10 protein-coding genes are annotated in these 14,063 nt (G+C 44.9%); 4 read left to right on the top strand and 6 right to left on the bottom strand.

Annotation, left to right across the window (positions count from 1 at the left end):
- Nucleotides 1-123: 123 nt before the first annotated feature.
- Both AC6H1S_RS06495 and AC6H1S_RS06490 read left to right on the top strand, forming a co-directional pair.
- On the top strand, nucleotides 124-1,620 hold the full coding sequence (locus AC6H1S_RS06495) for a sensor histidine kinase (RefSeq protein ID WP_497565578.1): 1,497 nt from the start codon (nucleotides 124-126) through the stop codon (nucleotides 1,618-1,620).
- Nucleotides 1,617-2,348, top strand: a complete 732-nt coding sequence (locus tag AC6H1S_RS06490) for a LytR/AlgR family response regulator transcription factor (RefSeq protein ID WP_497565577.1) — start codon at nucleotides 1,617-1,619, stop codon at nucleotides 2,346-2,348. The genes AC6H1S_RS06495 and AC6H1S_RS06490 overlap by 4 nt, the downstream gene beginning before the upstream one ends.
- Nucleotides 2,349-2,350: 2 nt before the next feature.
- Here the strand turns inward: AC6H1S_RS06490 and AC6H1S_RS06485 are convergent, their stop codons facing one another.
- Together AC6H1S_RS06485 and AC6H1S_RS06480 are read right to left on the bottom strand one after the other, a co-directional pair.
- Nucleotides 2,351-3,031, bottom strand: a complete 681-nt coding sequence (locus AC6H1S_RS06485) for a LytR/AlgR family response regulator transcription factor (protein ID WP_497565576.1) — start codon at nucleotides 3,029-3,031, stop codon at nucleotides 2,351-2,353.
- Nucleotides 3,028-4,149 (bottom strand): sensor histidine kinase, encoded by a 1,122-nt coding sequence (locus AC6H1S_RS06480; protein ID WP_497565575.1) that lies wholly within the window; start codon nucleotides 4,147-4,149, stop codon nucleotides 3,028-3,030. The genes AC6H1S_RS06485 and AC6H1S_RS06480 overlap by 4 nt, the downstream gene beginning before the upstream one ends.
- Nucleotides 4,150-4,258: 109 nt before the next feature.
- Between AC6H1S_RS06480 and AC6H1S_RS06475 the strand changes: the two genes are divergently transcribed.
- Together AC6H1S_RS06475 and AC6H1S_RS06470 are read left to right on the top strand one after the other, a co-directional pair.
- The gene (locus tag AC6H1S_RS06475) at nucleotides 4,259-5,509 is read left to right on the top strand and encodes an erythromycin esterase family protein (RefSeq protein ID WP_497565574.1); all 1,251 of its coding nucleotides are present in this window, start codon (nucleotides 4,259-4,261) and stop codon (nucleotides 5,507-5,509) included.
- Between the two features lie 95 nt (nucleotides 5,510-5,604).
- A complete protein-coding gene (locus AC6H1S_RS06470; RefSeq protein WP_497565573.1) occupies nucleotides 5,605-6,876 on the top strand; it encodes a metal-dependent hydrolase family protein in 1,272 nt (423 codons plus the stop codon).
- Nucleotides 6,877-6,955: 79 nt separating this feature from the next.
- Here AC6H1S_RS06470 and AC6H1S_RS06465 read toward each other — a convergent pair whose 3' ends face one another.
- The 4 genes from AC6H1S_RS06465 to AC6H1S_RS06450 all read right to left on the bottom strand — a co-directional run bounded on the left by AC6H1S_RS06465 (nucleotide 6,956) and on the right by AC6H1S_RS06450 (nucleotide 14,031).
- Nucleotides 6,956-7,996 carry a phosphotransferase enzyme family protein gene (locus AC6H1S_RS06465; protein ID WP_497565572.1) on the bottom strand — a complete coding sequence of 347 codons (1,041 nt, stop codon included), beginning with the start codon at nucleotides 7,994-7,996 and terminating at the stop codon, nucleotides 6,956-6,958.
- Between the two features lie 128 nt (nucleotides 7,997-8,124).
- On the bottom strand, nucleotides 8,125-9,531 hold the full coding sequence (locus tag AC6H1S_RS06460; protein ID WP_199139502.1) for an efflux transporter outer membrane subunit: 1,407 nt from the start codon (nucleotides 9,529-9,531) through the stop codon (nucleotides 8,125-8,127).
- A 111-nt stretch (nucleotides 9,532-9,642) separates the two neighbouring features.
- Nucleotides 9,643-12,819, bottom strand: a complete 3,177-nt coding sequence (locus AC6H1S_RS06455; protein ID WP_199139504.1) for an efflux RND transporter permease subunit — start codon at nucleotides 12,817-12,819, stop codon at nucleotides 9,643-9,645.
- 42 nt (nucleotides 12,820-12,861) lie between these two features.
- On the bottom strand, nucleotides 12,862-14,031 hold the full coding sequence (locus AC6H1S_RS06450) for an efflux RND transporter periplasmic adaptor subunit (RefSeq protein WP_199139506.1): 1,170 nt from the start codon (nucleotides 14,029-14,031) through the stop codon (nucleotides 12,862-12,864).
- Between the last annotated feature and the right edge of the window lie 32 nt (nucleotides 14,032-14,063).

Genomic DNA, 14,063 nt, shown 5'->3' with positions numbered 1-14,063 from the left:
GACCAATACCGCTATTGACCGTAGACGATAAACCGGTTTTCCTTTCATCACCAAAAAGCCCCCCTTCGTCATTTAGATTTGAGGATATGGGCAATTTGTTGTTCTTTCGTTATTTTTAAAGCAATGGATAAATCGGCAGCCCGCTTAAATGTGATTTTCAAACACCAAGAGTTCTTTATTTTTATTGGGCTTTGGTTTTGGATTGCCATTCTTTTCTTATGGGATAAGGGTGCAACCACCTGGGACAATTATTTCAATTACCTATCGCTTACTTTTCCGGTTCTGGCACCTTGCCTGTTATTTTCGTGGTTCAACCCACAATTACAGGCCAACACTGCACGAAAAAAATATCTGCGCTATTGGTTGCTTTGCTTCATGGTTTGCCTGCCTGCAATAGCTACCCTTTTTGCCTGTCTATTTCAGCGGCAATACATTAACCTGTATGCACTTACTGCTGGTGCAGCCTTGGCTTTAGCATTATTGCTGCGCATCAACAGCTACTATCAAAACAGCATCAGACATGTGAAATGGATCAAAAAAATAGGACTCGAAAATGCAGTGTTGATCAGCATCGTACTTTTTGCGCTTACCATTTCCATAATGGCGGTATCGAGCATGGGCAACCCGCGTTACGACCACCAAAACAACCTATTGATAGGATTAGAGTTTAACTTTTTTAAGGTTATACGCCATTTCAGTGCTTTTATCAGTTTTTTTGTCCAGTTTTTAATCATGTACCTATCGGGTTACCTGTTCTTTTTCATCAACAACCGCTACCTTGTGGCCAAAGTACTGAAACAACAGGGACTCACCAGTTACATCTTAAGCTTATTGACAACCGTTGTTATCCTCTACCCCATTATTGCACAGCTTTTGTTGTTTTTGCCCATTAACAAGATATTTGGGCGCGATATTTTCTCTCCCAATCCCTTCGACCTCGAAAATGCCTTTAGCGTAATAGGAATTATGATTTTGAGCCTGCCTATTGTGCTTTCGTTGCAATGGGGTAAGCAGAACAACCAGATTATTGCATTGGAAAAAGAAAAATCGCAAGCCGAACTCGATTTGCTGAAGCAGCAGCTCAATCCCCATTTCTTTTTCAATACGCTCAACAACCTTTATGCATTAAGCCTGCAAAAATCGGACAAAACGCCCGAAAGTATTTTACAACTGGCCGAGCTGATGCGCTATACCATTTACAAAGGCCAGGAAAAGCAGGTAAGCTTGGCCGACGAGCTGAAATACATCGAAGACTACCTCCAATTGCAGCAAATCAGGCTCAAAAAGCCTTTAGATCTTAAATTTGAAGTGGAAATTAGCGACGACAAACAAACCATCGCACCCCTGATGCTCATCATCTTACTAGAAAATGCTTTTAAACACGGCATTGAACCCGCCGAAGAAACCGCATTTTTACGATTAAAGCTACGCTGCCAACAAAAGGAGCTTTATTGCTGCTGCGAAAATTCATTCGAAAATGACGAACCTGAAAAAGCAGGCGGCATTGGCCTTCAAAACCTGGTTAAACGTTTAGAGTTGCTTTACCCAAACCAACATCGCTTGACCATCAGCAAAGATAATTCTATTTTTAAAGCACAGCTATTCCTCCAGTTATCATGAGTTTACGTTGCCTAATTATAGACGATGAGCCGCTGGCCCACAACATTATCCTCACCTATCTGGACGACATTCCTTTTATAACGGTAGCAGGCCAGTTTTATCGGGCAACGGAAGCGCTGGATTTTTTGAGTAAAAATGAAATTGACCTTATTTTTCTCGACATTCGAATGCCTAAACTCAATGGTCTGGATTTTATCAGAACGCTAACACACAAACCCATCATCATCATTACTTCGGCTTACGAAGAATATGCACTGGAAAGCTTCGATCTTGATGTTTGCGATTACCTGCGCAAACCGTTCCGTTTCGATCGCCTGCTCAAAGCGGCCAATCGGGCACTCGAAATCCATAACCTCAAAAAACAAGCTTACAAGGCAAGTGTCCCACAGCAAACTGTCATAGCACCCGAAAGCGCACAAATTGCCATCAAGGTGGATAAGAAGACGGTTTTGATGCCTTTAGACGAAATACAGTACCTGGAAAGCCTGGGCAATTACGTAAAGGTTTGGCGCGACGCTGATTTCCTGCTAACGCCTAGAACCATGAGCAGCTTTGAAGAACAGCTGCCGGCATCAGCCTTTGTCCGCATCCATAAATCGTACATCCTGAACAAGAAATTTGTTCACTACATGGAGGGAAACACCATATACCTCAAAAACAAACGCGAAGTGCCTATTGGCAAAAACTTCAGGTCCATGATCAAGCAATTACTCGATATGGAAGAATAAAGCTAGCCGTTCATGGCTTCCAGCAGCTCTTTTTTATACAAGGGCCCAATCGGCACAAAATCCTGATTGCTAAGCATCAGTTTATTATCCACAATGCGCCGTACATGGTTTTTGTTGACAATGTACGAACGATGGGCCTGCAAAAACTGCTTGGGTTGCAACTGTTCGAGCAAGCCTTTCAAAGTTTGATATACCAGGTAAAATTGCGCTTCGGTAAAAATCTTCACGTAGTCTTTGTTGCCCTCTATGTATATAATATCCTGTTGCCTGAGGTTGAGTAGGCTTTGGCCATCTTTAATCAACAAATGGCTTATTTGAGCATCTTCGGCAGGTCCATCCAACAGGCCCGCCTTGTTTACCGCTTTCCTAAAACGCTCGTACGAAAATGGTTTTAACAAATAATCAACGGCCTCGAGTTCATAACTCTCAAAGGCATATTGCTTATAGGCCGTGGTAAAAATGGTCTTTGGCCTTCGCGTTAAAGCCTTCAAAAAATGCAATCCATTAACCAGGGGCATTTCAATATCCAAAAACAACAGGTCTACCTTATACTTGCCCAAATACTCGAATGCTTCGACAGCATTTCTGAACGAAGCCAAATGCTCCAGGCCTGGCGTTTGGCCGATGTAGTGTTCTAATACCTGATGAGCCATGGGCTCGTCGTCTATGACAATGCAGTTCATTTGCGGTTCAAAATTACGGAGGCCACATATTGGCCGTTTTCTTCTGTTAAGATCAGCTGGTGTTGCTTTGGATAGTAAAGTTCCAATCTTTTTTTGACATTGACCAACCCGATGCCACCAACAGGTTTTGCACCGAGCTGAGGCGTGTTTTGCAGTTGGTCATTCTGTATGGTAAAGCTAATTTGTGACGGCGTAACCGCTACATAGGCCAATACCGAAGCATGGTCTTCCAGTTTATGCCGGCCGTGCTTAAAACTATTTTCGACCAGGGGCAAAAACAGCAAAGGCGGGATCTTCACCCTTGCATCTACCTCAGGTGCCTGAAAAACAATACTGGCTTTCGGAAACTTTTGCTGTTCCAACTCAAAATAGCCTTTTAAAAAATCGATTTCCTCCTGTAAACTCACTTCTTCTTTATCACAATCGTACAAAATGTATTGCATCATTTGCGAAAGCAGCAAAATAAAACGGGGCGCTTCTTTTGACCCTACCAAGCTCAAACCATACAAACTGTTTAAGGTGTTGAACAAAAAATGAGGCTGCAGCTGGGTTTTAAGCATATTGAGCTGCAGGTGCAGGTTATCGGTTTCCGACTGGTGACGTTTGATTTCATTCTGATACGAAAACCTGGAAAGCCCGATACAAAAAAAGGCGATCAAGTCGGTAAACATCATGTTCCAATCCCAATACTGATAAGCAAATTTAAAAAAATTATTCACCGGGAGGCCCTGCGTAGCCATTTTAAACAGCCATGAAACTGCTGCATTATTCAAAGGCATAAGCAGCAAAAAATAGGCTACCGTAACCAAAAACAATCCCAGATACTTTTTACGCTGCAATAAATAAGGGATAAGCCAACGGTAATACGGAATGAGCAGCAATGTTGAACAGATGCCGTATAGACAAATCTGCAGGTAGGGAAAATCATTATTTGGCACATGAGGCAAACTCGAGCTCTCCATATAAGCCGAATACTTATAAATGCAAACATAAAGCAGCCAGATGATCAGTTCGAAAAAAAGGGGAAAAGTAAGCGCTGGTTTCTTCATGATGGGACTAAAATCGTAATATTTATTGACTATGCCGTGTTTGTTTTCGACGAAGGCCAGTTTTTGCACGACCAAAAAAATCAGCCGCAGTTTGGCAGCCTACACCTCGGTCTCGGTCGAATAATCGACAGCGAGCCTATTTTTTGTGTGTTGATTTGCATCATCAAAAAACAAGAACATGAAAACAACACTTCAACTTTTTATCCTTGCTATCTTTTTAACTCTTAATGCCAGGGCACAATCGGCCAACGCGCTTAACCTGGCCAGCAGACAGGCATTTGTAAAAAGTGCCCAACCACTGATCGAAAAAATGGCCGAAAAAAGAATTGTAGCCTTGGGCGAAGGTACGCATGGCACCGCCGAATTTTACAAACTACGCTATTGGATTACCCGCGAACTGATCGAAAAGAAAGGCTTTACCCGCATTGCCTTTGAAAACGACCTGAGCGATGGCCTGATGCTGAACCAAGAACTAAACAGCCAAGCCGACCTGAATGCGCTGATGAAAAAGCGCCTGCTGCGCATCTGGCAGAACGAAGAAACCAAAGAACTGTTAACTTGGGTGCGAAGCTACAACCAAACTCATCAAAAGAAAGTGGTAATTGACGGCATAGACTATGTTTACAACAATGTTGATATAGAGGCCTTGCAAAAAATATTGGCCAAGCAACCCGAATTTTTGGTTGAGGTGAACCGCTTAAAGATCCCGGCCTCTTTACAGGACGCCACATGGGAAGCCATGAACGACAAAAACAGTAAAATTGATTTCCCCGCCATGAGCAACAGCAGCTCTAAAGGCTATTTATTGGCCGATAGCCTTGATCAGAAAATACAGCAATCGAAGCTCCCTGAAAAGCTGAAATCAGCCAGCCATTTGATCTTGTTGAATATTAAGCAGGCTTTCTCTCCTTTCTATTACAATGCCATCAAAAAAGCAGAACCCAGCCGCGATGTAAACATGGCTGCCAACGTAGCCGAAATATTAAAGGATAACCGCGATAAAATGATTATTTGGGCACACAATGCCCATGTGGCTAAAACCGGCGTTTACGATAATGCCGTTGGCGGTATGGGTGGCGAAATTGCCAAGCTGTTTCCCAACCAATATTTTGTAGTAGGCACCGGAACGGCCACCGGCACTTTTGCGGCTACCGAACAATCGCGCGATACCTACACCAATCTTATGAAAGCCTACCCATTAGAAAAAACAATAGCCGAATCGTGGGAAACCCAGTTTTTAGCCTTGAATAAACCAGCCTTTTACATTTTCCCGGCGCAATACAACAGCAAAAACGAAACGAAGCCTTTGCGTTTTATAGGCTATGGCCCAAAGAGCGATCCAAGCACTAACGATAAAACCAATATCAGCCAACATTTTGATGCTTTTTTGTTTGTTGGCAATACCCATGCAGCCACTCCTTTAAAATAATGGAAAGCATTCGCCATAAGTAAATTTATAATTACATCTTGAGCCACACCAGCGAATTACGATACAAACATCCGCTTTTTTCTTATCTTGAGCTTATGAAAGCTGTTTTCTCCATGATGTTGCTTTGTTTGGGGCTATCGGCATTTGCCCAACAAGATTCGCTTATTCTTTTAAAACCTGCGCAGGTTTTTGACGGCGAGAACTTGCACAGCAACTGGGTGGTACTGGTAAAAGGCCAGCAAATTGAAGCAGTGGGCGCCATGACTTTTAAGCTGCCAGCCCATACCAAAATTATAGAATTGCCAGGCACTACTTTAATGCCGGGCTTGATTGAAGGACACTCGCATTTGTTTTTGCATCCTTACAACGAAGTAAGCTGGAACGAGCAGGTACTGAAGGAAAGCCGCGCCGAAAGAACCGCCAGAGCCGTTAAACACGCCGAAGCAACCTTAATGGCTGGTTTTACCACCGTTCGCGATTTGGGTACTGAAGGCGCTGGATTTGATGATGCGGGCCTCAAGCAAGCCATCGAAAAAGGGGTAATCAGCGGACCAAGAATGATCATTGCCACCAAGGCCATTGTGGCTAGGGGAAGCTACGGACCCAACTATAAGAATGCGGATTTGGAGCTGCCACAAGGCGCGGCCGAAGTAGCCGGCACTCCCGAAATGGCCAAAGAGGTTTACCTCCAAATTAGCAAAGGTGCCGATTTGATCAAGCTTTATGCCGATTACCGCTGGGGATTGGACGGCAAGCCAGCCCCTACTTTTAGCATCGAAGAAATAGCCACCGCAAGTGCCATTGCCAAAAGCAGCGGACGGCCAACCGTTGCGCATGCCTCGACCAAAGAAGGCATGCGCAGGGCAATTCTGGGCGGTGTCTCTACCATAGAACACGGCGACAACGGCGATGAAGAGATTTTTAAGCTCATGAAGGAAAAAGGAGTTGCCTTATGCCCCACTTTGGCCGCCAGCGATGCCACTTTACAATATGATGGCTGGAAAAAAGGCATTGATCCAGAGCCCGAACGCATTAAAAACAAAAAGAAAAGTTTCGAACTGGCCTTACGCAATGGCGTTACCATTTTAATGGGTGGCGATGTGGGTGTTTTTGCCCATGGCACCAATGCCCGCGAAATGGAACTGATGGTAGCCTACGGCATGAAACCTATCGATGTGTTGCGATCGGCAACCTCGGTCAATGCCAAGGCTTTTGGCTACGACGAAAAGATTGGAAGCCTGCGCAAGGGCCTCATGGCCGACATCATTGCCGTACAAGGCGATCCTAGTATAGATATTAAAAAAATAAAGGAAGTGGTGTTTGTGATGAAAGACGGAAAGATTTATCGTTCTGCTTTTAAACAGTGATCAATAGCCGTTTTGAGTATCCATAAATTAGGGACGTTAAGCTAATCTTCAGACAACTGATGCAGAAATAGCACATGAATTAATCGGGAAACCATTCCAGCCACTTCTCGATCAGTGCTACCCTTTGCTTTAAGTAATTAGGCCCGAAGAAAATGCTCGACCAGTCGTCGAAGTTTTCGTATTGGAAGCCGAGGTAAAATACCCAAAAGCCAAAACCAAAATAAGGCATCGTAGCAAGCTCTTCATCACTTAGAAGCCTCACTTTTCGATAGGCCTCCACAAATAAGGCAAAAGATTTTTCTGCCTCTTCCCTACTGATTTTGTTATGGATACATTCCAAAAAATAATGGATGTAAAAAGAGGTGATGTCGTTAATCAAATATCCTTGACCAGCAAAATCGAAATCGAAGAAAGTGAGCTCACCATTTTTTTGGAAGTGAAAGTTTTTAGGCAGGAAATCAAAATGGCAGTAGCCGTAACTGAAATTGCTTAAATCCAGCTTTTCCATTTGGGTGCTTACCTGATTAGCCATTTGAACCAATTGGGCATAAACTTCCTCCATCCCCTCGAAAGCCGGTTTTACTATTGTTATCGGTTGTTTGATCGTGGTCTCTATCGTATAGGCTTTTCTTGGGTGTTTCAATTCAATAACGCTGGCTAGATTATGGAATTTGGCCATTTCAGTACCCAGCGTTTCCAATTGCTGTGGATTAAGCTCATAAACCGGTTGGCCTAAGGCATAGCTCAGCAAAATACCATAGCGTGTACCTTCAGCCGCATTAAAAGATTGGATCTGTTCGCCATCCAAGGCTTTGATTGGATAAGAAACGCTTACGCCATTTTCTTTGAGGATATTGAGCAGTTCTACTTCTGCCTTGATCTCGTCAAGTTTTCGGTGTGCATCGCGATAGATCTTGAAAATATATTGCTCCGTATCGTTTTCGAGCAGGTAAGTATCGCTCACATTGTGCACCAGCAAACGACATTTCATTTGCGAAAAACCATATTGCTGCTCCAAAAAATCTTTTAAGGCTCGAGCAGCAAGGGTTGAGTACTGCGTAGGGAAAATATCCATGATGGCGCAAATATAGGAATAGTTGAACGTTGGCAGTCGGATCATTTGGTAGAACCGATAGATCAGATCCGGTGTAAAGATTTCTTTTAAACCGAAGAAAGCCCACCATGCGGGCTTTCTTCGGTTTTATTCTATATTGAACCTGAGTTTAGCTGAGGGCCTAGGCTCAAAGATTACTGCTTCCAGCCGCCACCCAAGGCTTTGTACAAATTGACTACGGCTTGCAGTTTTTGCAACTTATCGCTTACGCTACTCAATTGCGCTGCCAAAAGGCTTTGCTCAGAGGTCAGTACGTCGGTATAATTGGTTGCCGAGCTATAGCGCAACAATTCTTGTGTAAAATCAACCGCCTTAGTTAAAGAAGCGATTTGCTTGGCGCGCGTACCTTCTTTTTCGGTTGCCGTTTGGTAAGCATACAAAGCATTCGACACTTCTTGTCCAGCGGTTAGCAAACTCTGTTGAAAACCATAAAAAGCAATCTGCTGTTGTGCCTGAGCCGTTTTTAAACGCGCCTTGTTCTGGCCTTTGGCAAAAATAGGTTGGGTTAAGCCACCTACCAGGTTATAGAAAATCGAGTGGCTGAAGAAATCCTTCAGCTGCAAGCTCGATAAGCCACCCGACGCCGTTAAAGTTAAAGCTGGATAAAAATAAGTCCTGGCTACGTTGGTGTTTTCGAAAGCCGAGCGCAGGCCCAATTCGGCAGCTTGCACATCCGGGCGGTTTTGCAACAACTGTGCAGAAACGCCTGTTTTCAAATCGCCGTAAGGTACTTGTTTGTCTAAACTGGTACGGGCAATGGCTCCCGGCGCCCTTCCCAACAAGATGCTCAAGGCATTTTCGGCTTCCCTGATGCTTCTTTTCAAATCGGGGATAGTTACTTGTGCCGCATACAAATTGGCTTCGCTTTGCACTACCGCGGCACCGTTTACAATCGCTCCTTCTTTCAGCTCTTTCATGGTGCTTACGCTTTTCTCCCTCACTTTAACCGTTTGTTCGGTAATGGCCAACTGCTGATCCAAGGCCAACAAATTGTAGTAAGCATTGGCAATATTGGCAATCAGTTGGGTTTGTACGGCTCGCTTGGCGGCATCGCTTTGCAATAAGGCGGCATAAGCCGAACGCTTGGCGCTGCTCAATTTGCCCCAAATATCGGCTTCCCAGCTGGTGCTGAGCTGCGCACGGTATGTTTGGGTTTCCAAATCGATGTTAACGCCTGCCGGAAAGTTTAATGCGGCTTTCGATTGCTTGGCATCGGTTACCGAAACATCGCCTTGCAGGCTTGGCAACAAGGCCATCCTGTTTTGCAACAAGGTTGCTTCGGCCACTTTAATACGCTCGATGGCCGTTTTTAAATCGAGGTTTTCTTTTAGCCCTTGTTCAATCAAGGTTTGCAGCTCGGTATCGGCAAACAAGGTTTTCCATGGCAGATTGGCAATGGTAGTGCTATCTGTTCCCGTTTGGCTACGGTACAAATTATCACTGATAACCTCCGGACGCGTGTATTTTTTGGTTACACAGGCACTGAGGCTCAATACAACAAAGCCAAGGATTAATAACGAATATTTATGTCTAGAGTTCATCTGTTTGTATGTTTAATTTTGAGTGATTGAATTTTGAATGACTGAATTTTAAACCCGTCTGCTCTATCTTCCCTTTCAATCATTCAATAATTCGCTCATTCAATAATTCTATTAATGTTCGCGGGCATCAACCTCTGGAAACTCCAGCGAAGCCTGTTCCGCATCGTAGCCTTCGTCAAATGGCGATTTGTTGCTTACTTTCTCTTGCAGGGTCTGAAAAACGATAAACAAGGCCGGAATAACGAAAATCCCGAAAATGGTACCGATCAACATACCGCCTACGGCACCTGTACCGATAGATTTGTTACCTGCAGCGCCTACACCTGTAGAAATCATCAATGGCAACAAACCCAGGATAAAGGCAAATGAAGTCATCAAAATTGGACGCAAACGCGCCGTAGCGCCATCAATGGCTGCATTTACAATGCTCATGCCCTTACGCCTTCTGTCAACCGCGTACTCTACGATCAGGATGGCATTTTTAGCCAATAAACCTACCAACATAATGAGGGTAATCTGGGTATAGATGTTATTGTCCACGCCAAAGATTTTATCGAAGATGAATACACCAGCCAAACCAATCGGCAAGGAAATCAATACTGCCAAAGGCAAAATATAACTCTCGTACTGTGCGCAAAGCAAGAAATACACAAATATTACACAAAGCAGGAAGATAAACACGGTTTGGCTACCGCTGCTCACCTCCTCGCGGGAAAGACCCGAAAACTCGTAGCCATAACCCGCCGGCAGGTGGATGGCCGCTTCTTCCTGAACCGCTTTCAAGGCATCGCCCGAGCTAAAGCTAGGATTAGGTGCACCTGTTACCGAAATAGAGGTAAACAAGTTGAAACGCGAAATAGCCTGTGGCCCATAAACTTTCTCTAAGGTGATGAACTCGCTAACCGGAGCCATTTTGCCACCCGAATTACGTACATAGATGCTGTTCAGGCTTTGCTGGTTGGCACGGTATTGCGGTTCGGCCTGGTACATTACCCTAAACTGCTTGCCAAACTTGTTGAAGTTAGAGGCATAAACACCGCCATAATAACCTTGCAACACGCCTAAAACATCGCTCACCGTTAGGCCTGCCTGTTTTACCTTGGCCACGTTCACATTGATTTGATATTGGGGGAAATTAGGATTAAATGAAGTTGACGCATATTGTATTTCAGGACGTTTGGCCAATGCGGCCAAGAAGCCCTGCCCTATTTCATTAAACTTCCTGATGTCGCCACCGGTTTTGTCCTGCAGCTGGAATTCGAAACCACCACTGGTACCAAAACCTTGGATGGTTGGCGGTGCAAAGAAAATAATCTTTGCGCCTTTAATGCGGGCTGTTTTGGCAAATAATTCGCCAATAATGGCCTTCACATCGCGCTTACGCTGGTCCCAAGGTGCCAAACGGGCAATTACCATACCGTACGAACTGCCGGTACCACTGATCAAGCTTCGGCCCACTACCCTAAACGAGTGTTTGATTTCGGGAATGGTTTTTACAATGCTGTCTATTTGGGTAATCACCACATTAGTGGCTTCCTGTGAGGTTGACGGAGGTAAGGAAATATCAGAAAACACTGTTCCCAAATCCTCGTTGGGCACAAATCCTTTTGGCGTGGTATTCATGAGGTAAATCAGTACCGCCGCAAAAATGGCAATGCCTAAGCCTGCTATCCACTTCGCATGCGACAGGAAGTTCACCGCACGTTTATAACGGGAAGTCATGCTGTCGAAACCGGCATTAAAGCCCGCATAAAAGCGCTGCAAAAAGTTTTTCGATTTTTCGTGCTCTTCCTTGTGCGGCTTTAAGAACAAGGCACAGAGTGCCGGACTTAAAGTTAAGGCATTAATGGCCGAAAGGATAATTGAAATGGCCAAGGTTAAACCGAACTGTTTGTAGAACACGCCCGACGAACCTTGGATAAAACTTACCGGAATAAATACCGCCGCCATAACCAGGGTAATCGAAATAATGGCACCGCTAATGTCGTCCATCGCATCGATGGTTGCCTGTTTGGCCGATTTATAGCCATGGTCGAGCTTCGCATGCACCGCCTCTACCACCACAATGGCATCATCTACCACAATACCAATGGCCAATACCAAGGCGAAAAGGGTTAACAGGTTGATGGTAAAGCCAAAGAGGCTGAGGAAGAAGAAGGTACCGATAATAGCCACCGGCACACTGATGGCTGGGATTAAGGTAGAGCGGAAATCCTGCAAGAAGATAAACACTACGATAAACACCAAAATAAAGGCCTCAACTAGCGTATGTAATACCTTTTCGATAGAGGCATCCAAGAAATCGTTGACATTAACCAGTGCCTGGTAGTGTACGCCCTTAGGAAAGGATTTTGAGGCCAGATCCAAAGTTTTGATCGAGTTTTCGATTACTTCTTTTGCGTTTGAACCTGCCGTTTGGTTAATGGCGATACCCAAGGCCTGCTTGCCATCGAATTTTACCGAGCTGCTGTAGCTTTGTGCACCCATTTCGATACGGGCGATATCTTTCAGACGCAACACTTCGCCGTTGGCACCGGTTCTGATGATGATGTTGCCAAACTCAGTTTCGTTTTTAAGCCTGCCCGTGTATTTTAAAATGTACTGGAAGGCCTGATTGCCCTGCTCGCCAAACTGGCCCGGTGCCGCTTCGATGTTCTGCTCGGCCAAAGCCACACTGATATCGTTAGGTACCAAACCATAGGTAGCCATTACATCGGGCTTTAGCCAAATACGCATGGTGTAGTCCATCAAACCAAAAGCACTCGCATCGCCCACCCCATTGATACGCTTAATTTGAGGGATGATATTGATGTTGGCATAGTTCTGCAAGAATTTTTGGTCGTAGGAAGGGTCATCACTGTAAATACCAAAAATCAACACGTTACTGGCCTGTCTCTTGGCCGTAATTACGCCCGATCGGGTAACCTCTGCCGGCAATAAGCTGGTCGCGCGGGCCACCCTGTTCTGTACGTTTACCGCAGCCAGATCGGGGTTGGTGCCCAATTTAAAGTTAACGGTAATGGTTGCCGTACCGTCGTTGCCAGCGCTAGAAGTCATGTAGGTCATGTCTTCTACCCCGTTGATTTGTTCTTCGAGCGGAACAACTACGCTATTCATAACTACATCGGCATTGGCACCTTGGTACGAAGCCGAAACCTGAACGGTAGGCGGCGCAATTTCGGGATATTGGGATACAGGCAGGGTAATCAAGCCCAAAATACCCAATATAACGATGATGATGGATATAACCGTTGATAGTACCGGTCTCTCTATAAATTTTTTAAACATAAATGCTAATGCTGCTGGACCAAGCCAGTATTTAAATGAATCTTATTTTTTTACTTCGGCAAGTACTGAATCGGCGTTCAGTTCTTCTGGCTTGATGGCCGTTCCATCTTTAAGCGACTGGAAACCTTCCAACACCACTTTATCGCCTGCCTTTAAGCCCTTGGTTACCACGTAGAAATTGCCCTTTGTCAATTCCATAACTTGAATTTCGGTGCTAACCACTTTAGCCGAGTCGCCCAAAACATATACAAATTTCTTTCCTTGCAAATCGGTAGTCGATTTTTGAGGAATCAGGATAACGTTCTCCAAGTGTTGCGGAATACGGACCAAAGCGCTGGCTCCGCTTTTTAGTAGAGACACCGGATTAGGGAAAGTTGCCCTTAAGCTGGCCGAACCTGTGCTGGTGTTAATCTGGCCGTTGATCGACTCGATCTTGCCGTTTTGCGCATAGACGCTGCCATCAGCCAAAACCAGGCTTACCGCCGGGATATTCTTCATCTGCTCGGCCAAGGTTTTGCCCTTATAGGTAGTAGAGAAATCGAGCAGTTGCTTTTCGTTGAGCGAGAAGTAGGCATAAACTTTCGAAATATTAGAAACCGTAGTTAAAGGCTGTGCGCTGGTGCTGCTTACCAAAGTACCGGTTTTGTAAGGAAGACTGCCCACAACGCCATCAACCGGACTGGTAATTGAAGTATAGCCCAAATTGGTTTTGGCATTTACCAAATCGGCTTTTGCCTGGGCCAATGCTGCTTTTCTGCTCTGCAGAGTTAATTGAGCCGCTTCGAGTTCGTATTTGCTGATGATTTCCTTATCAACCAGGGGCTTGGTTTTATTGACCTGTAGCTGCGCCGCGTTTACATTGGCTTCGGCACTGCTGATGGCGGCCGTTGCGGTTCTCACCTGCTGTTCGTACTGTGGCGCATTGATGGTAAAAAGCAATTGCCCCTTCTTCACCACAGCCCCCTCGTCAACGTAGATTTTTTCGATAAATCCGTCAACTTTTGGCCTGATGTCTATGTCCTGGATACCTTCGATGGTAGCCGGATAATCTTGATCCAAGGTAGTAGCTTGCGTGCTCACAGCAAAAACCGGATAGGCTTGTGGCTGCCCGGCTGCCGCCGCTGCCTTTGCCGCCTTATCGTCTTTACCACCGCAAGAAGCAAGTACGGTGCCCAGGAATAAAATAAGCGATAATCGAATTGTTGTTTTCATATTAATATGGGGTTTGCTTTTGTGTTTCATGT

It is taken from the genome of Pedobacter sp. TM02, from assembly GCF_059705275.1.
The sequence above is the reverse complement of the archived record's forward strand: the minus strand, read 5'-3'. Positions and strand labels throughout refer to the sequence as shown.